The sequence below is a fragment of the Flavobacterium sp. NPDC079362 genome, from assembly GCF_050267765.1.
Lineage (GTDB): Bacteria > Bacteroidota > Bacteroidia > Flavobacteriales > Flavobacteriaceae > Flavobacterium > Flavobacterium azizsancarii.
On record NZ_JBNNFM010000003.1, the window covers coordinates 242,301 to 267,737 of the forward strand.

Here is a 25,437-nt window from a genome sequence, read left to right on the forward strand (position 1 = left end):
ACCTACTGCCAAAGACTGCCACATTCTTATAGCTATTCCTTATAGTCTTTAGATTAACACCCAAACATTTAAGAATTTAAAATGCAGGGTGAAGACGATTTAAGAGGACTTGCTAAGATTATGGCATTTATGAGAGCGGTAAGCATTCTCTTAGTGCTAATGCACCTTTATTGGTACTGCTATGGTTTCTTTTTGGAACATGGTTGGACATTGAAGGTTATCAATAAAATTTTAGGCAATTTTCAACGAACTGCAGGTTTGTTCTCACATACCCTGTACACGAAAGTTTTTGCAGTTGTGTTATTAGCTTTGAGCTGTCTGGGAACCAAAGGTGTCAAAAATGAGAAAATTACCTGGCCACGAATCTATACCGCTCTTGGTCTTGGTTTTATACTCTTCTTTTTCAATACACCTCTTTTAAGTCTTCCTTTAAAAACCGCTGCATTCTTTTATGCTTTTACATTGGGTCTGGGATATATAACCCTGATGATGGCAGGTTTATGGATTAGCCGCTTACTGCGAAACAACTTAATGGATGATGTTTTCAATATGGAAAACGAAAGCTTCCAGCAGGAAACACGGCTCATGCAAAATGAATACTCGGTTAATCTGCCAACAAAATTTTATTACAAAGGAAAATGGAACAATGGCTGGATTAATATAGTCAATCCCTTTAGGGCTACCATTGTGCTTGGTACTCCTGGATCAGGTAAGAGTTATGCTATTATAAACAATTATATCAGGCAACACATAGAAAAGGGGTTTTCGATGTATATATATGATTTTAAATTTGATGACCTTTCCACGATTGCCTACAATCATTTAATAAAGCATGCTGACAAATATAGTGTAAAGCCAAAATTTTATGTCATCAATTTTGACGACCCCAGAAAAAGCCATCGCTGCAATCCTCTCAATCCTGATTTCATGACCGATATTTCTGACGCTTACGAAGCGGCTTATACTATTATGCTGAACTTAAACAGAAGCTGGATCCAGAAGCAGGGAGACTTTTTTGTGGAAAGCCCCATAATTCTTTTAGCGGCAATTATATGGTTTCTTAAAATATATGATAATGGTAAGCATTGTACTTTTCCACATGCTATTGAGTTATTAAATAAAAAGTATTCGGATGTATTTACTATTCTTACCTCCTATCCCGAACTGGAAAATTATTTATCGCCTTTTATGGATGCCTGGCAGGGAGGCGCACAAGACCAACTGCAAGGTCAGATTGCATCAGCCAAAATACCATTGTCCCGTATGATCTCCCCAAGTCTTTATTGGGTGATGACTGGTGATGATTTTTCATTGGATATCAATAATCCCAAAGAACCAAAGATTCTATGCGTAGGAAATAATCCTGATCGCCAAAATATCTATTCTGCTGCATTAGGTTTATACAATTCACGTATTGTAAAACTCATCAATAAAAAAGGGCAATTAAAAAGTTCAGTCATTATAGACGAATTACCTACCATATACTTTAGAGGCTTGGATAACCTGATAGCAACTGCAAGGAGTAATAAAGTGGCAGTATGTTTGGGGTTTCAGGACTATTCACAGTTAACAAGGGATTATGGGGACAAGGAGAGCAAGGTAATTCAGAACACCGTTGGCAATATTTTTAGTGGTCAGGTTGTTGGTGAAACTGCCAAAAGCCTTTCGGAGCGCTTTGGAAAGGTGTTACAAAAAAGGCAAAGTATGAGCATCAACCGTAATGATACATCTACTTCAATTTCTACACAATTGGACAGTCTCATTCCCGCATCTAAAATTTCAACTTTGACACAAGGTTTGTTTGTAGGTGCAGTATCAGACAATTTCGATGAACGTATTGAACAGAAGATTTTCCACGCTGAAATTGTTGTTGATAATGAAAAAGTTGCCGCCGAAAGCAAATACCATCAAAAGATACCGGATATTCTGTCATTCATAGATAATAATGGAAAAGACAATATGAAACACGATATAGAAGCCAATTACCGTCAGATAAAACTGGATATAGTTCATATTATCGACACCGAACTGGAACGCATCAAAAATGATCCTGACTTACAGCATTTGGTACCAAAGGATAATCGTAAAAAGGATACATAAAGTAAAACATCCGCCGTTTGCAATCCCGCGAAGTAATCTTTTCCTAATAAAAACTTTTTAGATGATTTATAAAAAAACCTGTCTAACATTAAATCGAACTACATACTTACAGAACAAATTCAACCCAAATTAGTTCTATTGGAAACATTTTGTAAACAATAGACGCAAGTTTTCGAATGACAAAAATTTAACTAATAAAAACAATTACGGAAAACCGTAAAATTTACTTTTTATTAAATATTATCTTCACAATCAATAAGAAAGGAGACAATGAAAAAAATTGATTTACACATTCACACAATAGCTTCGATAAGCTATTACCCGTTTTTTTAGCTTAAATTTACTTAAAGAATATGTTCAAAAATTGGAAATTGATTGTATCGTAATTACTAACCATAATCTTTTTAATAAAATACAATTTGAAGAAACATCCAAAAAAATCAACTGCAAAAGTGTTTCCATACCGAAATTGTTGTGGATAATGAAAAAATTATAGCAGAAACCGAAACTCTTCAAAAGATGATACAGAATCAATTATTTGAAGACAAAACAGAAGAAGACAACATTATGAATAATATACACAAGTTATGTCTCATCTATGACGAGAAATCATTAACCACAACAAACCAATAAGGATGACAGATAGGACCGCTATTGATACAATAAAAGGCTACTTTTACCAATTTGATTTTACTATTGTAAAATTATTAGAATTAGATAAAGATACTGATGCGATTATTGTTGAAGGAATTGAAGACGTCGAAATAAATTCCGCAACAGAAGAAATAGCTATTCAGTGTAAATATTATGCCAAGACAGAATACAATCATTCCGTTATTGCAAAACCTATCCGCTTAATGCTTGACCACTTCAAAGAAGTACTAAACGGAACTAAAAAAAGAATAAACTACAAACTCTATGGATATTTTCAATCAGGACAGACAAAATTAATTTTGCCTATAGACGTAACTTTTCTCAAAGAAAATTTCCTAACGTACTCAGAAAAAAAAGTAAAATACTATCATCATACAAAGCTTGGTCTCACTGATTCACAATTAAAAGATTTTCTTTCTCTCCTTAATATTGATATTTTAGCTTTAGAATACCAATCCCAAGTTTCCAAAATTTCGGCCATGTTAATGACACAGTTTAGTTGTCAGGCTTTTGAAGCTGAACATTTTTTTTATAACACTGCTCTCAAAGTGATAAAAGACATAGCTGTCGAAGGAAACATTGGAAATAGAAAAATTAGTAAATCTGAGTTTCTGACTAAAATTAATTTCAAAAGAGTATTGTTTAATCAATGGTTCATTGCCTACAAGGGAGAATCAAAATTATTTGCAGAATTAAGGTCTCACTATTTCACAGGTTTAAATACCTCCTCCTACGAACGTCTTTTCATAATAGAGGTCCCTATTGCAAAATATTTAAGATCAGAACTAAAAGATTTAATCTTATCCATTTCAAGAAAGTGGTCCAAACTTTCTGCCCGAGAGCCAAATCCATTCTGTCCTTATATTTACTTGCATAATATACCTCCACAAGAATTACTGGAACTAAAAAAAGAACTTTTTTCAGAAGGTTTTTTATTTATCGATGGATTTGATTTTGACGGTTCAGAATTTAATCCAAAATCAATATCTAAGGTAGCTAATAGCGTCAATTCTATTAAGCTTAAAATTCTTAACAAACTTGAGCATATTGATTTAACAGTTAATGAAATAAGTAAAACGAAAGAGATTTATCAATTTTATAATAGCAGACCTTTTTTTAGTAACATATACCCAAATGTTAAACAAGTAGAAATTCAATTTTCACAATTAACGGACATTAAAAAAATTATATAAAGATGGCAGAAGAAGTTGAAAAAATAAATGCAGAGGTAGTTGCAGTTTATCCTGATAAAATAAAAGTTGTTGTTGATAATCTTGAAGATTTCCGATTAGCGGGAGAAACTCTTCAGGTTGGTTCCTACCTTAAAATTTCGGACAATGAAAACGCTATTTTGATGGCAATAATTGAAAACTTTTCTATTATTGTAAATGAAAAAGGTAAACGGGATTATGCAATAGAAGCATTTCCATTAGGAATGATTAAGGATGGAAAATTTATTAGAGGTGGTGATTCATTAGCAATTCCACCAAAGAAAGTTGAACCAGCAACGGAAGATGAAATAAAAAAAATATACGAGCAATCTATCGAAGCAAAAGAAAAATTTACTTTTGCTTCGCTATCGTCAAATTCCAAAATTCGTATACCTGTAAATGGAAATAAATTCTTTAATAAGCATGTTGCAATAGTTGGCTCAACCGGTTCCGGGAAATCGCATACGTTATCTACAATTATACAAAAAGCTGTTTCAGAAAAAAATGGAGACTTTTCAATTAACAATTCTCACGTTATCATATTTGATATTCATTCTGAATATAAGTCGGCATTTCCCGCAGCTAATTTTATCGACATAAAAAATCTTGTATTGCCGTATTGGCTTTTAAATAGCGAAGAACTTGAAGAGTTCTTTTTAGACACAGAAGCAAATGATCATAACCAAAAATTTATATTTAAAGAAGCTATTGTTTCAGATAGAAAAAAACACTTCAAAGGAACAGAACCAAACAAAAAGAAAATCCATTACGATTCTCCATTATATTTTGATATTGATTATGTTTTAGAATTCGCAATAGCAAAGAACAGTGAGTTAGTTGATTCAGGTGAAGTTTATGCAGCCAGCAATAAAGAAAAAGCTGGTCAGCCAAAGCTTACGAATGGAAGTTTAAACGGAAAACTTACCAACTTTGTAAATAGATTAGAAAATAAAATAAATGACAATCGACTTGACTTTTTACTTTCACAAAAATCTAAAGACATAACTTTTGAAGAAACATTAAACCAATTAATAGGTTATCAATCTGATAAACAATCCAATGTGACGGTTATTGACTTGAGCGGCGTTCCCTTTGAAGTCCTTAGTATCACTGTCTCATTGATTTCACGAATGGTTTTTGAGTATGGCTATTTTTACAAAAGACTAAGAAATACCAAAGACCCAAATGAAAAAATAAATAATGACATTCCAATTTTACTTGTTTATGAAGAAGCCCATAAGTATGTTCCAAATAGTGACTTAGTAAAGTATCGGTCATCTAAAAAATCAATTGAAAGAATTGCAAAAGAAGGTAGAAAATATGGTATAACTTTACTTCTTGCAAGTCAAAGACCATCTGAAATTTCAGAAACAATTTTTTCCCAATGCAACAATTTCATAGCTATGCGTTTGACAAATCCTGTTGACCAAAGTTATGTAAAAAAACTTCTTCCAGACTCATTAGGATCTCTAATTGACACAATGCCATCGTTAAAACAGGGTGAAGCGTTGCTTGTTGGTGAATCAATTATTTTACCCTCTATTGTTCAAATTGACAGATGTGCGAACGAACCATCATCTAATGATATACCATATTGGGAACTTTGGAAAGAAGAATGGAAAAACATGAGTATTGAAGAAATAAAAAATGAATGGTATTCTTAGACAGATAGGCATCAAGACATAACAGTAGTTAACTTACAATTCACTTGATGTGAATTGTAAGTTATAAATTTGACTTTAAATGTATGGTAGGTCTTTCCCTCATCTGAACTCCTTTACTATTAATTTTTTCATTCTCCTCTTCAACTATCTGCTCTTTATTATCAGGAGTAATTGATAATTGTATTTTCCTCTCAACCGCAGCCAATTCCGTTTTGAGTTCACTTAACCTGCTTTCCTTCGACCATATACTGGTGACCACTTCCTGAAGTATAGGCAGATCTTTTTGCAGTTCACTAATTTTCTTTTGTTCCTGCTCAATATAGCCTGGTAGTTTTTCTAGTGCACTGAGGAAATTCAAAGCTGCTGTTTGCGGATCTTTAGCTATGATACCATTATTGTAAGTATACTTAATATTGCCTTCTCCCTGAACCAAAAAACGATTGACTTTTATATCCACACCCTCTTTTTCCGACATTTCAGTTTTGACCAATAATGTAAAACCGTATAGACTGCCAATATCTTCATATTGACCTCCCGTACGCGCTTTTTCCGCAATCTCGTTGAGTTTAGTTCCGATCTGTTTCATATCGGTATTCGATGGTAAACCATCCATTTTTACAGGGTTGGCAATGGTACCGTCTGAATGCTTTTGTAAACGCTGCTGCAGGTTTTCCCAATCTAGGTTCATCCGTTCCAGACGTAATTGAGTTGATTCCAGTGTAGCAGTTATATCTTCAAGCTTGTATTTGGAACTGAATTTGGAACGGTTGAACGATTGCTTTTCGCTTTCTAGCCCGGCAACTTGTTTCTCAAGTTTTGCTTTGTCCAACAGGTCTGTATTTCCAGATAGTATGGCTACATATTCAGAGAAATTCATACCCGATTTTTCATCCATACTGCCTTCATCTATGGTACGCTTACCGAGACTGTTGTTTTTCAATTGGTCTATGAAAAGCTGTTTATTGTACAACAGGTTGAATTTATAACTGTCCAGTGATTTTTCTACAGCATAGATAATCACATCGACCTTATTATCAGCAAAGAATTTGGCAATTTCGTTACCTTTACGAACAGCCCTCCCGTCACGTTGTGCAAGATCACTTGGCCGCCAAGGTGTGTCTAAATGATGAACAGCAACAGCTCTTTTCTGTGCATTTACACCGGTTCCAAGCATATCAGTCGAACCAAATAGTATTCGAATTTTTCCTTCATTCATACCATCGATCAGCTCCTTACGCTGCTTATCATTTTTGGCTTCCTGAATAAAACGGATTTCATTTGCCTGAATGCCATGGTCTTCCACGAGCTTGCGTTTTATTTCTGAATACACATTCCATTCTCCCGGTTTATAAGTCCCTAAATCAGAAAAAACGAACTGTGTTCCTTTCTGCTGGTTGAAACGTTTGTAATATTCAGCCAATTTTGCCGCGCAATGTGAAGCTTTGTTATCGGGATGATCTTCATATTTACTACTGATCATCCGCATATCCAATGACATTTTACGGGCATAATCCGTTGCAATCAACATCTTGGCTTTCTCTTCATTTGGAGAAAGCGGAGCTCTTCCCAACAATATTCCGTTTCCTGATTTGGCAAACTCCATAAGGTTTTTAATAAAAACCTCTTGCTGTGGTGTTGGCGGAATGTTATAAAGCAATTCGTTTTTTTCGGGGCGGTCGATACCTATATCTTTAGCAGTTCTGTAATCCGTAATTTCTGAGTAGAATTGTGCCAGTTCCGGTACTTTGATAAAGTAACGGAAACGTTCTTTCTGTACGATATTATTGGCTACTGAAAATTCATAATCGGTGGTTTTCCTTGCATAGATCGCTGCCCAAGCATCAAAACAATTGATTTCCTGTTTTTCCAGAGCTTGCGGACGAAGGTATTTGAATAAAAGATACAGTTCCGTCAGCGAGTTACTGATAGTTGTCCCTGAAAGAAAGGTTGCGCCCAAATCCTTTGCGGTACGCTCCTGAATTGTACGAATGGCAAAAAGCAGGTTCATAGCCTTTTGGCTTCCCTGCATATTTCCCAGCCCGGCAACCCTGTCATGACGGGTATTGAACATCAGGTTTTTAAAACGATGGCTTTCATCTACCAGTAAATGGTCAATACCCATCATTTTGAAATCGACCATATCGTCTTTTCGGTTTTCGATGTCGTGTTCCAATGTTTTAAGTTTAACTTCAAGATTTTGTTTCCGGACGATAACTCCTTTAAGCATTCCCCTTGAAATTTCTTTACCCTGTGCTTCCAGAGCGGCAAGATTATCCTGAACACTGTCCAGTTCCCTTTGTAGAATTTCCTTTTGCATTTCAGGGGATTGTGGTATCATACCAAACTGGTCATGAGTTAGTATTACACAATCCCAGTCATTGTTCTTGATGTCACCAAAAATCCTTTGTCTTTTCGCCGGGGTAAAGTCTTCTTTTCCTGGATACAGAATTTTAGCATGAGGGTAAGCCTTACGATAGGTTTCGGCAATCTCATGAACGTTTGCTTTTAATCCCATTATCATAGGTTTGTGCACCATTCCCAAACGTTTCATTTCCTGGGCAGCTATGCACATAATGAGGGTTTTCCCTGCACCTACCTCATGATCGCAGATTGCTCCTCCACTTAGTTTTATCATCCAGACTGCATCTTTTTGACTTGAATACAGATCTTCAATTCCAAGTGCTTTTCTATCAAGTCCCGGAAATTCCTGATGGCTTCCGTTGTACTGCGGGCGCAAAAAGCAATTAAAGGTATCGTTGTACTGAGTGGTCAGCCTATCTTTGAACTCATCGTTTTGGGCGTGAAGCCACTCTGTAAAAGCGGTACGGATTTCATCAATCTTGGTATTGGCCATTTGTATGGCTTCCATATCCCTTACTTTGACTTCCTTATCATCAATTGTAATACTCTTTGTTATATCCGGTGTTGTATTTACTAAGGCATGTTTTAGTAGTGCAATACCATCATAGGTACGGCTCTGTGATTTTACCGCATATTTATCCCATATATGCACATTCTTCTGATCGCATTTTATGTTAAAATCGTCGCTACTTTCCGAATATTGAATTCGCACATCTGTATCAAAAAGATGCGACGCGAAACGGACATATATACCTGAAGGTATCCAACGCTCACCCAGATTAAAATCAAGTTCTTCAAATGCTATGCGTCTTGGCCTGGCTTCTTCTAAAGCGGTAAGACTTTCCTTTGCCTGAGTATCATCGGGATTACCTTCAAGGTAGGCATTCATTTCCTTTGCTTTTTCTACCACGTTTCCTGCTATCCACTGCTGGGATATTTCGTATTGCTTTTGGAATGGATTGTAGAAAATTTGTCCATGCAAAGCTTCTTTTAAATCATCGATATTCATACCACTAATGCCCGACATATAATCCAGATCCACATTGCCGTATTTGTTCAATGATGAAGCCAGTGCTTCATCAGGATTGTCCGTTGCCAATTTGGTTATGGAAAAACTAACGGGATGTTGGAATATATCAGCCTTGTGAACCACACCTCCAACAACACGCTCCAGAAAAGGGATTTCTTTACCGGAACTGTCGGTTTTAATAAGCTTTATGTTTTCCGCATTATTCAGATTACCGTACTTTTTTACAAACGTATCGTATAATTTGTTGAGGTTTTCTCTTTCTTCTCTATGATCAGTTTGCAGTTGTGCTTCTTTATGATAAAGGTCTAAGTAGCAATCCCGCACCGAAATGTAGGCTTCGGCTCTTGCTTTCTGTACTGATGGCAATTGCAACGGATGGAACATTACCTGCTCCATATTACTATCTAAATCTTTGAGATAACCCACCCAGCCTTTATCCATCACAAGGCAATCACTGCGATGAAAAGATTGAATTTCTTGAGTATAAAATGCCGGTTCAGGAATAGTATTGATGACAGCTGCCGTTTCAGCCTGAACATTTCCATTTACACTGGAAAACAGATCCCCAATGACTTCCTGCTTGTTGCTTGATTTATCTCCTTTTTTGGGTACGATAGAATCAGAAGACGTATAAGCTTGCTGCATCACACCAGTAAACAGGTCGAGTTGGTTTGCCCGATTACTTCTATTTCTTTTAGGTTGTTGTTTTTTAGTTTTAACAGGAGCAGCAACAACTCCCATATCTTCAAACAGGTCAAAAATGCTCAATTGTTTTTCTTCTTTTTCTGCAATACTAATATTTGTTACTGGCGTAAAGAATGCCTCTGTTTCCTGTTGAATGATTGCCGGTTCTTTGGTGAGAGATGTTGGTGTTACCGGAATTGGTATGACCGAATTATTAGTGCGTTCGCCATCATACAATCCCATATCCAGCCGGTTGGAGAAATCTTCCAAAAGCATGTTTTTCAGATCTCTTGCAATGCCTTCCACCCCATCTTTATGCTGATAGATAATTGCTGGTTGTCCATAAGGATCAGTACTTAACTTGCTATTTGTATGTACAATTCTTGTGCTGTCTTGAAACAGTGCATTATTTGGAATATTGTATTGGGTTATTTGACTTTGACAAAATAATTCTTCGGCTTGTGTCAAATTTTGCTTAGCTGTATTTTTTTGTAGAATTATAAGATCGCTTCCGACTTCCGTACCTGCATAGTCCGTAAACAGGTTGTTAGGCAGCCTGACAGCAGAGATGAGGTTGTTGTCCTGCATTAATGCCTTGCGAATGATTTCATTATTTGGTCTGTTCAGCACGCCTTGTGAAGTGATAAAAGCGAGTATGCCTCCATCACGGAGCATATCGGTTCCCTTCAGAAAAAAATAATTGTGTATACTTCGCGCTGCCTGCACCTTTGCCGGATCTCCACCTCTGGAATATGAAAGGTCAAATACGGAAGTATCACCGAAAGGAATATTACTGGCTAATATATCATAGCTTTGTTTTTCTCTTTGAGATATTTCTTCAAAACCGTTTATTCGAATGGTATCGTCAGGATAGAGCTGCTTTAAGATCTTGCCCGTAAGCACATCCTTTTCATAAGCAGTTACCTGTACTTGTTCTTTAGCTGTTAAGGATTGGATAAATGAGCCAATGCCGGCGGAGGGTTCCAGAAAGTTCCGGATGTTTACACCATTTTCATGTAAGGAATTGAAAATGGCATCAATGACTAATGGCGGGGTATAAAATGCCGTCAGTACGGAACTTCGCATACTGTCCACATACCTGTGGTATTGTTTTTCATCAACATCGTTCTCTTTTAAAAGATAATGAAGTTCTTGCGTGAGTGGAAAGAGTTCGTGTTCGGTTTTTTTCCAATGATTGATGTCAATTTGGTTTTGTGCCGGATTCAATATAAATTTAAGACCGCCAAATCCGCTGTATTGCATCATTAGCAGTCTTTCATCTGTGGAGGCTTTTCGGTTCTCCTGTTCAAGTCTAAAAGCAACTCGCAGGGCATCAATATTTTTTTGGAGATGCTGCCGTTTATTGAAGCCCATTTTCTTCTATCCAAATGGCTATGGTTCCTGTCAGTTCTGTGTAGAGCAGATCAAAGTCCATAGAATATGCAAAGTCATCTGTCAATTTATAGTTGGCAAAAACAGCTTCGCAAACAGTTATCATCCTCAGAGTGAAGGGTCTTAGTTCTTCGTCTGCCATTCTAGTATCAAACTCATTGCAGACTACTTGAAAAATGGTGTCAAACCTGGAGAAGTGTAATCCTTCGAAAAGAATGTGTTCCGCAATCTTTTCACATTGGATAATGGAATTTCCTGCTTTAAAAGCACTTTCATAGGCATTGGCTGCCCAGCCTGAACGCTGGTCAATGAATTTCACATCATGTGCTTTTTCAGGAAAGCTGGTGTTCAATAGTTCTTGTAGTTTCAATCTGAAATACGAAAGGTCTTTTTGTCGTGGATTCATACTATATTTTGTTTAGAGTTGCTTTGGTTATTATTTCTTTATTGCTTTAGATATTTCAAATTCAAAGGAACTTTCTGCTTCATCATTGAGTACGATATAAGCATCGAATTTCTTTCCTGATTTGCTTTTCAATCCTTTAATAAGGGAGGTTTTGCCTTTAATCACAAGACTTTCAATGTCCGTTATACTTAAATGTACACCGCACACGGTTCGGAATTGTAACCAGTTACAGGATTCATCAGGACATTTGATAATTTTGTCCCTGATTACCAATTGTTGTTTTTTACACTTTGGGCAAACTAGCTCTGGCAGATTGTTTTGTGCAATTGGTGTTTGCAGTAGTTCATTGGTAATCGCTGTAGCATAATCTTCTATTTCTTTTTGAAAATCTCCGGCATCCGCCTGGTTATTTTCAATTTTTTGTAAAATCAGTTCCCACTCGGCAGTCATGGCTGCATCCGCAATTTTCTTTTCTTTGATTAGTTCATATACCTGCAATCCTTTTGTAGTTGGCAGCAGGGATTTATTTTCCCTTATAATATAATTACGGGTAAATAAGGTTTCAATAATAGCGGCCCTTGTGGCGGGTGTACCGATACCGATGCTTTGTAATGCCTTGCGTTCCTCTTTGTTCTCAATTTCCTTTCCTGCATTTTCCATAGCAGATAAAAGTCCGGCTTCTGTATAAAGCACAGGCGGTTTGGTTTTCTTTTCCAGAATTGAGACGTCTTTGATTTTGAGTTCATCCGCTTTTTTAAGTTGAGGAAGTTCCTGCATCGGTTCGTTGTCATCTTCAGAGAAACTTCCTTTGATCAGACGCCAGCCCGGATTTATTATTTTACAGCCCTTAAGTGTAAAATCATAATGTAAAACTTCTAAAGAAATATCGGTTATTTCTTTTGTACAGGCCTCTGAAATTGCTTCCAATATTCGAAGGACAATCATATTGTAAACCGCATTTTCCTTTGCCGGTAATGTCAAAGGAATTTTATCTGTAATCAGCAGACCATGATGATCGGTAACACGCAAATCATTCACTATACGTTTATTAAAATGACCTAATTTCAATTTGTTTACCGTTTCCCTGAAAGTTGTCATATCCTGCAAAGCCCTGACTAAATTGGGTATTTCAGCCCACATATCTTCAGGAATGTACTTGCTTCCGGTACGTGGATAGGTAATAAATTTCTTTTCATAAAGGCTTTGGGCAATATTCAGGGTTTCCTCAGCTGATAGGTTCAGTTTTTTATTGGCTTCTTTTTGCAGGCCGGTAAGATCAAACAGTAAAGGCGGTTGTTCGGTCACATTTCTAGTTTCTATGGATGTAACTATAGCGGTATTATTGTTTCTTTCAATGGACTTCATCGCATCTTCTGCCTGTTTTTTATCATCCCATTTGTTTTTGGAAAGGCTTTTGAAGTCTGCGAAATCCTTTATATGTGACAATTGTATTTGCCAGTATTGCTGTACTGAAAAATTTCTGTTTTCCAGATATCGCCTGCAAATTAAAGCCAGTGTAGGTGTCTGCACTCTTCCGAGTGAATAAACACCATCCCCTGCTGCAATTGAAAGTGCCTGCGAAGCATTGATCCCAACCAGCCAGTCGGCTCTGCTCCTGCCCTGTGCTGCCAGATATAATCCGTCAAAATCACTTCCGGGTTTTAGGTTCTCAAATCCTTTCTGGATTGCTTTTTCAGTAAGTGAACTGATCCAAAGACGTTCAAAAGGTTTGTTGCATTTCAAATACTGGTAGATATAGCGGAATATCAATTCTCCCTCACGTCCGGCATCGGTAGCTGCAATAATCTTTTCGCTGCGGTCAATAAGCTCTTCAATTATTTTGAGCTGTTTTAACGCACTCTTATCGGCAATATAGCTTTTGTCTTTTTTAACTTTGCGTACCGTTAATAAAAAGGGATTGGGCAGTATTGGCAGGGAGGATTTCTGAAATCCGGAAATACCGTAATCCTCAGGCATACCCAATCCTATTAAATGCCCAAAAGCCCATGTAACAAAATAACCGTTACCTTCTATGTAGCCGTCCTTTTTTACGTTCGCTCCTAACAAGCTGGCTATTTCCCTAGCCACACTTGGTTTTTCTGCAATAACTACTTTCATAACATCTTACATTTTACGTCCTTTCGATTTGGCAGGCTCCTGGTATGCTTCCTGCTCCTGCTGTTGTTTCTTGCTGTCGGGATTTTCCTGTCCTGATTTCAATGGCTCTTTGCTGTTCTTGGTTGCTTCATTGGTTTTGCCTTCAGAATTAACCGCTGTCTGCGTTTTATACGCTTCAGTTGGTTTTGCCTGCTCTTTGATTTTGTCTGGGTTTTGAAAAGAAAAATCTGTCTTATGGATTTCCTTATTAAAAGTGATATAACCATTATATTCCTTTCCTTTTTTGTCTACAAGTCCGCTGACATAAATGGTTTGGCCATCTTTGAACTTTTGATATTGGTCTTTATCCAATTCCTTATCTCTAAAGATTTTCGGAGCTTCCTGAAATTGGTTTTGCTCATTGCCCTGCGTTTGTTTATTGGTGCCTCTGTCAAAGAGAAACTCTACAAAACGTTTATCGGCATTGTATTGTATAGTGGCATCAAAAGCAGCTCCTTTCTTGGAGACCATTCCTTCTATATAAAGTGGCTTGCCGTCCTGTAAGGTTTGCTTCTGCTCTTCATTTAGCTTTACCCCTTTGATTTCTTCAGGGATTTTAATAAAATCGGTGCGCAATGCCACCAGTTCATTGGTAAGCCTGTCCACACTGACAATGGAAGAAATAGTTTCATTCGTTTTTGGGTTGGTGAGATTGACCACACGACCCATATTACCAGTTTGGAGCAGGTTGTCTTTATCTTCTTTAGTGAACTGATGGCCGAAAAAAGCATAGTTTAGATTCGGCTCTTTTCGGATGCCATGAATGGCAACCACAACCTGCCCGTCATCATTGTGCTGTAGTGATAAGCGTGCATCCATACGGGTAACTGCGGTTCCAAGGTTAAGACTTACAGGTACAAGTTCATTGGTCTTGTAGCCCTTGAGCAATGGGTCAAGCAGGTTCATTTTTTCAAGTTTCTCTTTACTCAATCCCAGATTGTTCATGGTTTCCCAATCGATCTGTTCGGGTTTGTATTTATATTCGTTTGTTTCCGGTGGTGTTTGTGGTGTTTCCATATTGTTTTTATTTTCTTGTTTATGATCGTGTTTCCCTTCAGCTTTCACTTCGTGTTGCTTCATTAATTGTTCGCCTTCAGCCGTTGGTTGATCGATCTGTTTCTGCATTTCTTTTGCAGTATCAATAGCCAATAATTCCGGCGTTTTGAAAAATGAAAAATTGGTTGGATTTTTTAACTGACTGAAAAAATTGGAGAAGAAGTTGGAAAAAAGATCACCCTGTTTATCAATTTTCATAAATTGATTCTGGTTCTTCTTTGTAGGTTCAACAGTTTCCAGATTCCCTTTTTCATCGATACCTTTTACAGCCATAATTTTCATTTTCTCTTTATCCAGTACCAGTAATATTTCCGATAATTGTTCAGGAGATTGCATTTTATCTAAGGTTTGTTCGCTCATAATTTTCCATTTTTAAAGTTTAATACCGAAAGTAAAAGAGGCCTTTATTATTTTACACGTACTGGTACCTCTTGGAACTATTTGTCACTCATTGGTTTTATTTTTAGGCATGGGAGCGCTAAAACTTTCCCTGACGAACTGGTGTACATCTGAGAGTTTGTAATAAATTTTACCACTGATTGTATAATAAGGCAGTTTGCCTGAGGAACGGTAACGCTGCAGCGACCGGGCACTTATTTTCAACATTTGCAAAATATCCTGATTGTCCAGCAGTTCTTCTCCATCAATAGCAGTATGTTGATTTTTCGCCCCGCTTGTCATTTCCATAAGGATGTCGAACCTCTCCATGATTCGTTCCATCCACGCCATAAACTCTATTCTGTCCACATTCATAATCAATCTTTTTAGGTTCAACACCACAAAATTGATTCATGAAAAAAGTATTTTCTGCCAAGTTGTGCCCATTGGCAAGCACTTTTTTTTTATAGATTGATACTATAAAAGCCTGTATTATTGGGCTTGCAATAGAAATAGGTATTACTATTATCAAGAGTTAGAACTTTGTCAATTGGTAAGTATGGGCAAAAAAAATACAGCGCATTGCGCTGTATTTTACCTTTTTTAATTTACTATAATCCTTTATCCATATATTGCTCTAAGGATAATTTGAGATGGTCCAGAAAAGATGTTCTGGTACCTGCCCTGTCTTTCATTCGATGGAAAGAGTGATGTATATCGCCCAGTGGTATGTGAAAAAGTATTTGAAAGACCAGGGTAATTTTGCGAATTCCAATCTTACCATGTGATATCACTCCTGAAGCATAAAGTGCATAAATTAATTCAATAAGTGCATTTTTAGAATCTGTCCAGAAAATATCTTTAGTCGCATCCGGGCTTTGTAGTAAAGAACCGGCAGACTCATCGGGATTTATTTTTGTTATCAAATAGTTATAAATAAGCTCATTGGCTATAATTCGTGCTATTTTAGAATCATAATAAGTGGAAAACTGATGGTCTATTTCAAAAACATAACTACTCAGACCATCTCTATAATTAATTTTTCCTCTTATAAAATATTCCTCATCCCTATCAGTTCTTCCTGATCTGTAATACCGATAAAAATGTGATCCGCATATATATTCCTTAAATTCTTGCTTGAGTTCCTGAAACTGACCCATAAAAAACTTCTGGTACATCTTTCCGTCCTTTACAGGGCAGACAGTCTCGATTCGAAATACCTTGTTATAATAAATCAGCCGTCCTAAAATCTGAGGTTTAATATCTCTAAAGAATTCAATTTCCTCTGCCTGATTTTTAAATCCCTCTTTTAAAATATATTCTCTGGTGGAATGTAACAGTTCTTTCAGATAGAGTGTCATTTGGGAAGCCTCATCGATTAAATGGGAAGTTTCGCGAGAAACTTTATCTTCCTTAATATGGATTTCGGAAATAATTGAATTCAGTGATTTCATAGTACGTGGGTTTAATGCCATATCTTTTACAGAAACTTCCAGGCTATAAACATTACAATGTCTATAGCACCTATACGTGGCACCAGGATTTAAAGTAGGACTATTTCACAAGCAAAACCAATTAGTAAAAGATATTACGGTTTAATAAATTTACAGTTATGTTCTAATTAAAATTTGAGGTTTATGCGATATTGGGTTGGTGTTAATTTTGTCTGCCTTTTAAAAAATCCGCTAAATGATGCACAGCTGCTAAAGTTTAGCTGTTCTCCTATCTCAGTTATTGATAGGGTATCATTTGCCAGCAGTTCGTATGCCTCCGATATAACTGCCATTTCTATAATACGTTTGGCAGACATTCCTATTACCCCACTAACAACTTTGCGCAGATGTCCTTTACTAACAAATAAAGAATCTGCATAAAACTTTACATCATGGTTCGCTTTACAATTCTGTTGGACCAGTGCAATGAAACTCATTACAATTATTTCATTGCGTGAATGAACTGCTATATTTTCGCCATATTTATAACATAGCCCGCTGAACTTATAGAGTATCAGCTCAAAACTTAGCAGAATCATTTTGTTTTGAAAAATTGGATACCTGCCTTGAATGTTTTTCTTTAGCAGTCCAAACAGCTCTACCATATCGGCTGTTTCGGTTTTAGTAAGTGAGAGTACAAAAGGCGATTGATTGGTCAGCACTTCGATATAGCCGGTTCCAAATCTTGCGACCCTGTTCGTAATTTCAAAATCCCTTGTACAGGATACAAAACAAATTCGAAGAGGCAACCTCATAGTTTTAACCTGGGTTACGTTGGGTAAAGTTGATATATCTCCTGACGAAAGGCGAATATTAAATGAGTCTCCTGAAAAACTTACAGTGCCCGACACTACTAATATCAACGAAAACCAATCCGGGTTCAAAAGTTTACTACATGCCTTGATAGATGTAAAATCAACAAGATACAGTACTTTTAACTCTGTCAGCCAGAGTTTATCTGTTATAATATTCAATATATTGTCTTTTAGATTTAACCGTTGAAGTCATTGAAGTTTTAAAAAAACTTCTCTTAGTGATCCTTAGTAATTCTGGCAAATAGTGCGGCAAACACAAATAGCAGATTCAACAATGTATTGATGAGCAATACACGCATGAAATCGTATAGATCGAAGCATCTGATTTCCATTTGAGTGAGATAACCCGTAATTTCATCATAGTTCATAGAATCTATGATGAAATAAAGGCTAGCTAAATTTAATACTATGAGAAGAACACTCAGAATAATGCCAATTTCCCTCTCATAGTATATCAATATGTGATCAATCCAGTTCATTGTGTGACATTATTGTTTTGGCATAATCCAATGGTCAAGGCCATTTTAAGTCCTAAAACAATTCCATGCTCTGCTCCTGAAACTGCTGCAGCAATTCTCGAAACACCTGTTTCCCAATCTTTATCTTTTCTCTCATCACTGTAGATTGCATATCGGGCAACCGAAGTTGTAATGAGAATTATTCGTTTATCATTGGTACTGAATGTGCTGTTGTTGAGAACAGCTGCCTCATAGGACACTATCATTGAGTGAATATCCTCATAGGGAGCAGGAGCAGCTAAGAGAAGAGAATTTACAAATGTTACCAGATTGGTCTTGGCAATTGTGCTCAGTGTGGATACTGCCAACACATCATCAACTGCATTATTGCTATTGACTATCCATGTGATTTCAGATAGTCTGCTGGACAACGGAGTATCATTTGATAATGAAATTATCCCAGGGCATATAGTTGCAACTGAATCGATCAAAATAGCGATCTGCTCAATGGACTGTGAATTAAAATTGGTCTGTTCCAGAGTTTCCATAATTTCGTTATGAACACTTCCTGCCATATCAAACGGATTTGCAGCATTATCTGGTTGGATGCTTAATTTCTTTGCACTGTTTGATATGTGCTCAGTTTTTGTTGTTTCGCTTGTATAGTCATCTGAACAAGCAATAGTTAAAAATGGCAAGATTACTGCCCATACTTTTAAATTTTTCATGTGTACAATGTGTTAAATGTGACTGATTACTTTTTTTTCGTCAGTTCATTTTTCACCCGGGGAAAGCTGAACGGAATCTGGATCAAATCCAGATTTTTTGCTTGAATTCAAAACCAAAACTATTAGTTAAAAGCATCCCCCACAAATGGTTGTCTGGACATTTTCAGCATGAGGCTAGCCATTTTCCGAAAATTGCCATAGTGTTTTCACCATTACCTTTTGTAGCTTTTTCCTGTTTTTATATTATATTTGGAGTATTTACACGTCGCATAAAGCATTTATTATCAATAACATGCATACTAATTCTATTAAAAAATTTCTCCCCACAAACCAACTTAAACCTAACCTATGATTGCAAAATATTTACTTATAATATCAGTATTCTCTATTCATTTTATAAACGCACAACAGATTCCTGATTCTTTAAAAAAAAGAGATTTTGACTATCTTTTTGATCGCATAGAAGACGATAATAATAGTAAGGAAAAGAGGTCTTTATACCTCCTGTCATTCTTAATGAAAGCAAAAGCGGAAGAAAATTGGGAGGAACTTTCAAATGGATATAAGAATTATGTCCACTATGCGCCTGATAGGCTAAAGCTTGTATATGCAGATAGTATGGTTGTAGCGGCTAAAAGATCAAACAGCAATGAAATTATTGGGTCAGCATATCTCTCGAAAGGCATTGCGTACTATGGGCAAAAACACCTCGTCGAGGCTATGGATATTTATTTAATCGCAGACTTCTACATTAAAAAGACAAACAATAAATACTTAATCTACAAAACGAAATACCATATTGGGCAGATAAAATTATATCTGGGTTACTATGATGAAGCAATCTTAATTTTTCAGGAATGTATCAACTTCTTTAAGCATTCTCACGTTAGGGCATATTTAAACTCTTTACATTCATTGGGATTATGCTATAACAAGATTGGCAATTACGGACAATGTACCTCTATAAATGAAACAGGAATTGCAGAGGGGAAAAAAACAGGGAATCTTGATATGGAATCCTACTTCATACATTCTGAAGGTGTTAACCAATGCATGCTTCACAACTACGCAACAGCTATAGAAAAAATACATTCATCATTGCCTGGTATTCGCGCAAATAAAGATTTCTCCAACGAGATGATCGGATACTTTTATATTGGGAAAAGTTATTGGGGTTTAAATGATAAGGAAAAAGCGATGGCTTATTTTGAAAAAGTAGATAAAAGCTATATTGAAAGGGATTATATACGTCCTGATTTGAGGGAAGCTTATGAGCTTATGATCTCTTATTATAAAGACAAAAATAGGGTCAAAACTCAGTTGTACTATGTTGAAAAATTGCTTGAGGTAGATAAGAAACTGCACAATACTTACACCTATCTTCAAGGAAAAATCCGAAAGGAATATGATACTAAGGAGTTGGTGGATGAACAGCAAAAACTTAAGAGTTCGCTCAATATGCGAAAATATAATGACCAAATCTCCATTTTTGTCTTTAGTGCTATGTCGTTATTTATAATTTACAGTATAGTTCGAAATTTTAAAAATAAAAAGGAAGCGAGAAAAAAATACGAAGAATTACTTCAAAAAATTGAAGATGCCGACAGAGTTAAACCTGAGAAGGTTGATGAATCCGATTTCTCAATGAGTAAAGGTGCCGAGGCTTCGGTTTTAAAAAGTTTGCAAAAATTTGAAAATAGTAAAAAGTTCCTTGAAAAAGATTTGGATCTCACTAAACTGGCAGGTTATTTTAATACTAATACCAAGTATTTATCAGTGATTATTATACGTCACAGAAATAAAAAATTTAATGAATATATCAATAGTCTTAAAATAGATTATATTGCCCAAAAGATTCGAAATAATAAAGTGCTTCAAAATTATACACATGAGGCACTAGCCGAGGAAGCTGGTTTTAGTACTACCCGAAGGTTTGTAAAAGCTTTTCTTAACAGTACCGGGATAACCCCAAAATATTTTATTGAAGAATTAAAAATGGAAGATGAACAGAGTTGAGGTATGTTTATCCGGATATTTTTGGAGATAATATATAAATATAGCTTAAAAAATATAAATAGTTTTAACAGTTTTTTTTCTACATCTAAAAGGCAAACTTTTATTTTTACGCTCTAATTTAATAAAGTATTATCATGAAAGATTTAGTTGCAAGAATTAATGCCGAAATCGAAACGTTCAAAACAGAATCTGAATCATTATCAGAAAAAGGAGTAAAAGCTGCAGGAGCCAGAGCTCGTAAATCTTCTTTGGAACTAGAAAAAATGTTCAAAGAATTTAGAAAAGTTTCTATCGAGGAAACTAAGAAATAATTTTATTCAAACTAATAACGTCACTTCAATAATTTTAGTGAGGTTATTTTTTATAAGTATTCTTTCGTTTTAATTTTGAGATATATTTAGTAGTTGCAAATTAGTAATTTTATAGTAGTTATTTTTCAACTATTAACTATTCTTCTAATGTTAAAGTAAAAACACTTTTATAATTCTGAATTCTTTGATTTAGTTTCAAAGTTTTAAAAACTATTGTATTCGGTAAAATTATGCTTTCTAAGTAGCCCAGCAATTCCTTTTTATCTCTATGATCTTGTAATGATTCACCTCATTCTTTTTCGGCAGTTATCCAACAATTGGCACCATTTCCTACATGTGCAGAGAATACAAAAGGGGTATTACAAGTAATTTCGCAATGTAAATCTATGTGCTTATGGTCTTCCAAACTAAAATTTCTACCTAAGCAACCAAGTATTAAGTCTGCTCTTTCTATTAAACTATCAAGAAATTTCTCTGTGTTTGTTACTTTTATCGGTTTTAATACTTTTTTAAAACTACTAATGTCAAATATTTTCAAAACATCTGTCTCTTTAACAAGGTTCATTTTCATATTTTTTTTATTGAATTCGCTACAAGATATTTGTTAAATTATATTGCTAAGAAATTTTTTATTTACTTCTGAATATATCGCTATCGAAAAATTCCTTAAGAGTAATTCCTAATGCTATACAAACCCTACCGATAGAATAAATACTCATTCCTCTTTTTATATCGAGCTTTTCCCATGCTTGAAAGTTCTGTCTGTCTATTTCAACATCCTTTGAAAGATTAGACTTATTTTGGCTTGCTTTTTCTCTTAACTCTTTAAGCCTTAATTTGATCTGATCTCTTAAAATTATATCCTCCGCTCTTAAATTTCCCATATAGCAATTTCATTTTTTTTTACATTTTATATGTAATGCATTTGCATTACATAATTTTTTTCTATACTTTTGAATAGAATTATTAATTTTGCGATACTTCATCTGAAAATATTTGAAGCATTCGCTTTGAATCCTGCTCCTTAAAACTGGTAATTTTCGTACGCGCAGGACGATAAGTATAATGCTCACGCCTTAAAGGGCGTGGGCTCACTTATTCGCGTACGGGTATACCAGTACCTTAGGAGCAATAAGCTGAGTACCTGCCCTTTTTATTTTAAGCAAACTCCTTAACTTATATTCTTAGCACTGCTTTTTCATTATTCATAGTCTCGTACCTATCTATTTCCTAACCAAACCTTTATCCCTATGAATTAAAAACTTTTAAAGTCCTAAATTATTTAAAGGCCTGCGCTGTCTTATTTTTTTTGAATTAGTCAACTGCACAGTTTGCAGGCTTTAAAAAAGGCAAAATCAATCTTAGTTTCAGCATATTTTAGTACTGAAACTATACAAACAAAAAGCCCTCTACCCACTGTTTGCGACACGTGTAGAGAGCTGAATTAACAAAAACTTTCGTTTCAAATTAACTAACCCAAAATTATGAAAACTTTTTCATTGAACAAAGGGTTGGCAGCACTTTGGTATCCGTTTATTTTCGGGTTCTACCTCTTTTGCACACCAGCCTTAGCACGGAATACCTTGCGGTTTCCTGTTTCACAACAACAAACACAGATCACAGGTATCGTGACCGATGGTATAGGGCCTCTTGCCGGGGTCAGTATCTCGGTGAAAAACCAGAAAAATACCGTCGTCACAGACTTCGACGGTAAATTTATGATAGCAGTATCGCCTGATGATATTTTAATTTTTACCTACATTGGTTTTAAAACAATAGAAATTCCCGTTGCCCGACGGTTGGTAATCAATGTCCAGCTACATGAAGATGCAACGGCACTTCAAGAAGTAAAAGTAAATGCCGGTTATTATTCCGTAAAAGAAAGCGAACGTACAGGAAGTATTTCAAAAATCAATTCAAAAGATATCGAAAAGCAACCTGTTACCAATGTATTGGCAACAATGCAAGGGCGAATGGCAGGAGTAGATGTTATACAAGATGGAGGTACTGCGGGCGGATCGTTCCAAATAAAAATACGAGGACAAAATAGCTTACGAGCAGATGGTAACAGCCCTCTTTATATTATTGACGGTGTGCCTTATTCATCCGAATCAATAGGTTCAAATGAAACTTCTACAACAACAGCCAGCCAAACAAGCCCGCTTAACAGTATTAATCCGTCTGATGTTGAAAGCATAGAAGTACTTAAAGATGCAGATGCCACCGCAATCTATGGTTCACGTGGCGCAAATGGTGTGGTACTGATTACTACCAAAAAGGGAAAAGCAGGTAAAACAACCGTTACTATTAACGCATCATCCGGTATAGGAAAAGTAACCAAGATGATCGATCTTATGAACACCAGTCAATATTTAGAAATGCGACGACAAGCTTTTTTTAATGACGGTATAACTGTTTATCCCGATTCAGCATATGATATTAATGGCACATGGGATCAAAATCGATATACCGATTGGCAGGCAGCGTTTATTGGTGGAACCGCTCAGATAACCAATACTCAGCTTGCTATAGCAGGAGGTTCAGAATCTACCCAATATCTTTTAAGTGGCAACTACCGAACAGAAACAACTGTATTTCCGGGCGACTTTGGATATAATAAGGGAGCAGTCCACTTTAACATGAACCATGTCTCAGACGACAAAAAGTTTAAATTGATCGTTTCAGCAGGGTATACTTCACAGAAAAACAATCAACCCTCCACAGACCTAACAGGCATATCAAGATCATTGGCACCAAATGCCCCAGCTCTCTACGATAGTGATGGGAATTTAAATTGGGAGAACAACACCTTTGACAATCCGCTCGCAAGCCTGCTTAGTACAGGGGAAATCAAAACCAATGACTTGCTTGCAAATGCAGTACTCAGCTATGAGCCCGTTCCTAATTTGGAAATTAAAGCAAATTTAGGATTTACTGATCTTAATAATAATGAGATGCGCACCATGCCCTCTACAATGTATAATCCAGCGTATGAAATCGGTAGTAGCGAATCTGTATTACTAACCAATGTAACAGGAAGACAATCGTGGATATTTGAACCACAAATACGTTGGAACCATACAGTCTGGAAGGGAGAATTTGATGTATTGCTAGGTGCTACGGCACAGCAGCAAAAGACCAACCGACTGTATCAAATGGGATATGGATTTGCAAACAATAGCTTGTTATATGATCTGGCTTCGGCAACTTCTGTCTTTACGTTCATGAGTGATGAGACGGTGTATCGTTATCAGGCATTTTTTGGAAGGATTAATTACAATTGGCAAAAACGCTTTATACTCAACTTAACAGGACGAAGAGATGGTTCAAGTCGTTTTGGTCCTGGCAAGCAGTTTGCAATTTTTGGGGCAGTTGGGGCAGCGTGGTTGTTTTCAAATGATTTTTTTTTAAAAAACAACACTCGTATAATAAGCTTTGGAAAGCTGCGAGCCAGTTATGGGACTACAGGAAATGATCAAATTGGAGACTATCAATTTCTGAATACTTATGATTCGTCAGGAAAATCATATCAGGGAAACGGATTAGATCCAATAAGGCTGTTCAATCCTAATTTTGGATGGGAGATCAATAAAAAATTTGAAGTTGCACTGGAAACCGGTTTTTTCCATGACCGCATTTTTCTAACTACAGCCTGGTATCTCAATAGATCTTCAAACCAACTTGTGGGTATACCGCTTCCCGGTACTACAGGATTTTCATCCGTAAACGCGAACCTGGACGCTACCGTTGAAAACAGCGGATTCGAATTTACATTTCGAACGCTAAATATCGATCATAAGAATTTTAGTTGGACAACAAATTTCAATATAGCCGTATCAAGAAACAGGCTTATTTCGTTCCCTGGACTAGAGGCTTCAACGTATGTAGATAATTATGTAATAGGAAGATCTTTAAATATTACAAAAGTTTTTCATTATACAGGACTCAATACGCAAACGGGACTTTATGAATTTGAAGATGTAAATGGAGATGGCATTATTACCGCCGATAAGGACAGAAAGACGATTGCAGATTTGACTCCAAATTATTTTGGAGGGATACAAAATCAGTTTCAATTTAAGAATGTGCAATTAGACTTTCTATTCCAGTTTGTCAAGCAAAAAACCTACGATTATATCGCTAATGTTCCCGGAGGAGCTTTTTATAACCAAAGAGCTGAAATGACCAGTGCATGGCAAACGACAGGTGATAATACAACCTATCAACAGAATACCACAGGGCTAAATAGTGAAGCTGTAACAGCCTTTTACAATTACAAATCCAGCGATGCGATTATTGTAGACGGATCCTATATTCGACTAAAAAACATCTCGCTGAGTTACGATTTACCATTTAAAATGGAAAAAAAGATAAAGTGCAAACTTTTTTTTCAAGGACAAAACCTATTAACAATTACTCCATACAAGGGAGGAGATCCAGAGTTTAAATACACCGGATATCTTCCGCCATTAAAGATATATACCATCGGTGTTCAACTGATTTTCTAACACAATACTTTTATT

16 protein-coding genes are annotated in these 25,437 nt (G+C 36.1%); 6 read left to right on the forward strand and 10 right to left on the reverse strand.

Annotated elements, in window-relative coordinates; all coding sequences use genetic code 11:
- The first annotated feature begins 81 nt into the window (after positions 1–81).
- The 3 genes from mobC to ACQKCJ_RS04975 all read left to right on the forward strand — a co-directional run bounded on the left by mobC (position 82) and on the right by ACQKCJ_RS04975 (position 5,629).
- Positions 82–2,100, forward strand: coding sequence for a conjugal transfer protein MobC (mobC, locus tag ACQKCJ_RS04965; RefSeq protein ID WP_173965789.1), 2,019 nt, complete (start codon positions 82–84; stop codon positions 2,098–2,100).
- Between the two features lie 635 nt (positions 2,101–2,735).
- Entirely contained in the window at positions 2,736–3,947 is a 1,212-nt protein-coding gene (locus ACQKCJ_RS04970; RefSeq protein ID WP_173965790.1) for a DUF4297 family anti-phage-associated protein, read from the forward strand.
- 2 nt (positions 3,948–3,949) lie between these two features.
- On the forward strand, positions 3,950–5,629 hold the full coding sequence (locus ACQKCJ_RS04975; protein WP_173965791.1) for an ATP-binding protein: 1,680 nt from the start codon (positions 3,950–3,952) through the stop codon (positions 5,627–5,629).
- Between the two features lie 61 nt (positions 5,630–5,690).
- Here ACQKCJ_RS04975 and ACQKCJ_RS04980 read toward each other — a convergent pair whose 3' ends face one another.
- The 8 genes from ACQKCJ_RS04980 to ACQKCJ_RS05015 all read right to left on the reverse strand — a co-directional run bounded on the left by ACQKCJ_RS04980 (position 5,691) and on the right by ACQKCJ_RS05015 (position 18,557).
- Positions 5,691–11,078: an N-6 DNA methylase gene (locus ACQKCJ_RS04980; protein WP_173965793.1), complete on the reverse strand. Its 5,388-nt coding sequence runs from the start codon at positions 11,076–11,078 to the stop codon at positions 5,691–5,693.
- The gene (locus ACQKCJ_RS04985; RefSeq protein ID WP_173965794.1) at positions 11,065–11,502 is read right to left on the reverse strand and encodes a DUF1896 domain-containing protein; all 438 of its coding nucleotides are present in this window, start codon (positions 11,500–11,502) and stop codon (positions 11,065–11,067) included. Before ACQKCJ_RS04985 ends, ACQKCJ_RS04980 begins: the two co-directional genes overlap by 14 nt.
- 30 nt (positions 11,503–11,532) lie before the next feature.
- Positions 11,533–13,620 (reverse strand): type IA DNA topoisomerase, encoded by a 2,088-nt coding sequence (locus ACQKCJ_RS04990; protein WP_173965796.1) that lies wholly within the window; start codon positions 13,618–13,620, stop codon positions 11,533–11,535.
- Between the two features lie 6 nt (positions 13,621–13,626).
- Positions 13,627–15,075: a DUF3945 domain-containing protein gene (locus ACQKCJ_RS04995; protein ID WP_427401507.1), complete on the reverse strand. Its 1,449-nt coding sequence runs from the start codon at positions 15,073–15,075 to the stop codon at positions 13,627–13,629.
- Between the two features lie 84 nt (positions 15,076–15,159).
- Positions 15,160–15,468, reverse strand: coding sequence for a helix-turn-helix domain-containing protein (locus ACQKCJ_RS05000; RefSeq protein WP_173965799.1), 309 nt, complete (start codon positions 15,466–15,468; stop codon positions 15,160–15,162).
- 236 nt (positions 15,469–15,704) lie between these two features.
- On the reverse strand, positions 15,705–16,547 hold the full coding sequence (locus ACQKCJ_RS05005; protein WP_173965801.1) for an RteC domain-containing protein: 843 nt from the start codon (positions 16,545–16,547) through the stop codon (positions 15,705–15,707).
- Positions 16,548–16,714: 167 nt separating this feature from the next.
- A complete protein-coding gene (locus ACQKCJ_RS05010; RefSeq protein WP_173965803.1) occupies positions 16,715–17,560 on the reverse strand; it encodes a helix-turn-helix domain-containing protein in 846 nt (281 codons plus the stop codon).
- A 316-nt stretch (positions 17,561–17,876) separates the two neighbouring features.
- The gene (locus ACQKCJ_RS05015; RefSeq protein WP_173965804.1) at positions 17,877–18,557 is read right to left on the reverse strand and encodes a hypothetical protein; all 681 of its coding nucleotides are present in this window, start codon (positions 18,555–18,557) and stop codon (positions 17,877–17,879) included.
- A 378-nt stretch (positions 18,558–18,935) separates the two neighbouring features.
- Here ACQKCJ_RS05015 and ACQKCJ_RS05020 point away from each other — a divergent pair, with 378 nt between their 5' ends.
- Together ACQKCJ_RS05020 and ACQKCJ_RS05025 are read left to right on the forward strand one after the other, a co-directional pair.
- Positions 18,936–20,603, forward strand: coding sequence for a tetratricopeptide repeat protein (locus ACQKCJ_RS05020; RefSeq protein ID WP_173965806.1), 1,668 nt, complete (start codon positions 18,936–18,938; stop codon positions 20,601–20,603).
- Between the two features lie 134 nt (positions 20,604–20,737).
- Positions 20,738–20,914, forward strand: a complete 177-nt coding sequence (locus tag ACQKCJ_RS05025) for a histone H1 (protein WP_427401508.1) — start codon at positions 20,738–20,740, stop codon at positions 20,912–20,914.
- A 289-nt stretch (positions 20,915–21,203) separates the two neighbouring features.
- On the opposite strand, the gene ACQKCJ_RS05030 is transcribed toward ACQKCJ_RS05025, so the two are convergent.
- Positions 21,204–21,485, reverse strand: a complete 282-nt coding sequence (locus ACQKCJ_RS05030) for a hypothetical protein (protein ID WP_217427695.1) — start codon at positions 21,483–21,485, stop codon at positions 21,204–21,206.
- Positions 21,486–21,543: 58 nt separating this feature from the next.
- Entirely contained in the window at positions 21,544–21,798 is a 255-nt protein-coding gene (locus ACQKCJ_RS05035) for a helix-turn-helix domain-containing protein (RefSeq protein WP_173965812.1), read from the reverse strand.
- Positions 21,799–22,398: 600 nt separating this feature from the next.
- On the opposite strand from ACQKCJ_RS05035, the gene ACQKCJ_RS05040 reads away from it, so the two are divergent.
- On the forward strand, positions 22,399–25,422 hold the full coding sequence (locus ACQKCJ_RS05040; protein ID WP_173965814.1) for a SusC/RagA family TonB-linked outer membrane protein: 3,024 nt from the start codon (positions 22,399–22,401) through the stop codon (positions 25,420–25,422).
- The last annotated feature ends 15 nt before the right edge of the window (positions 25,423–25,437 follow it).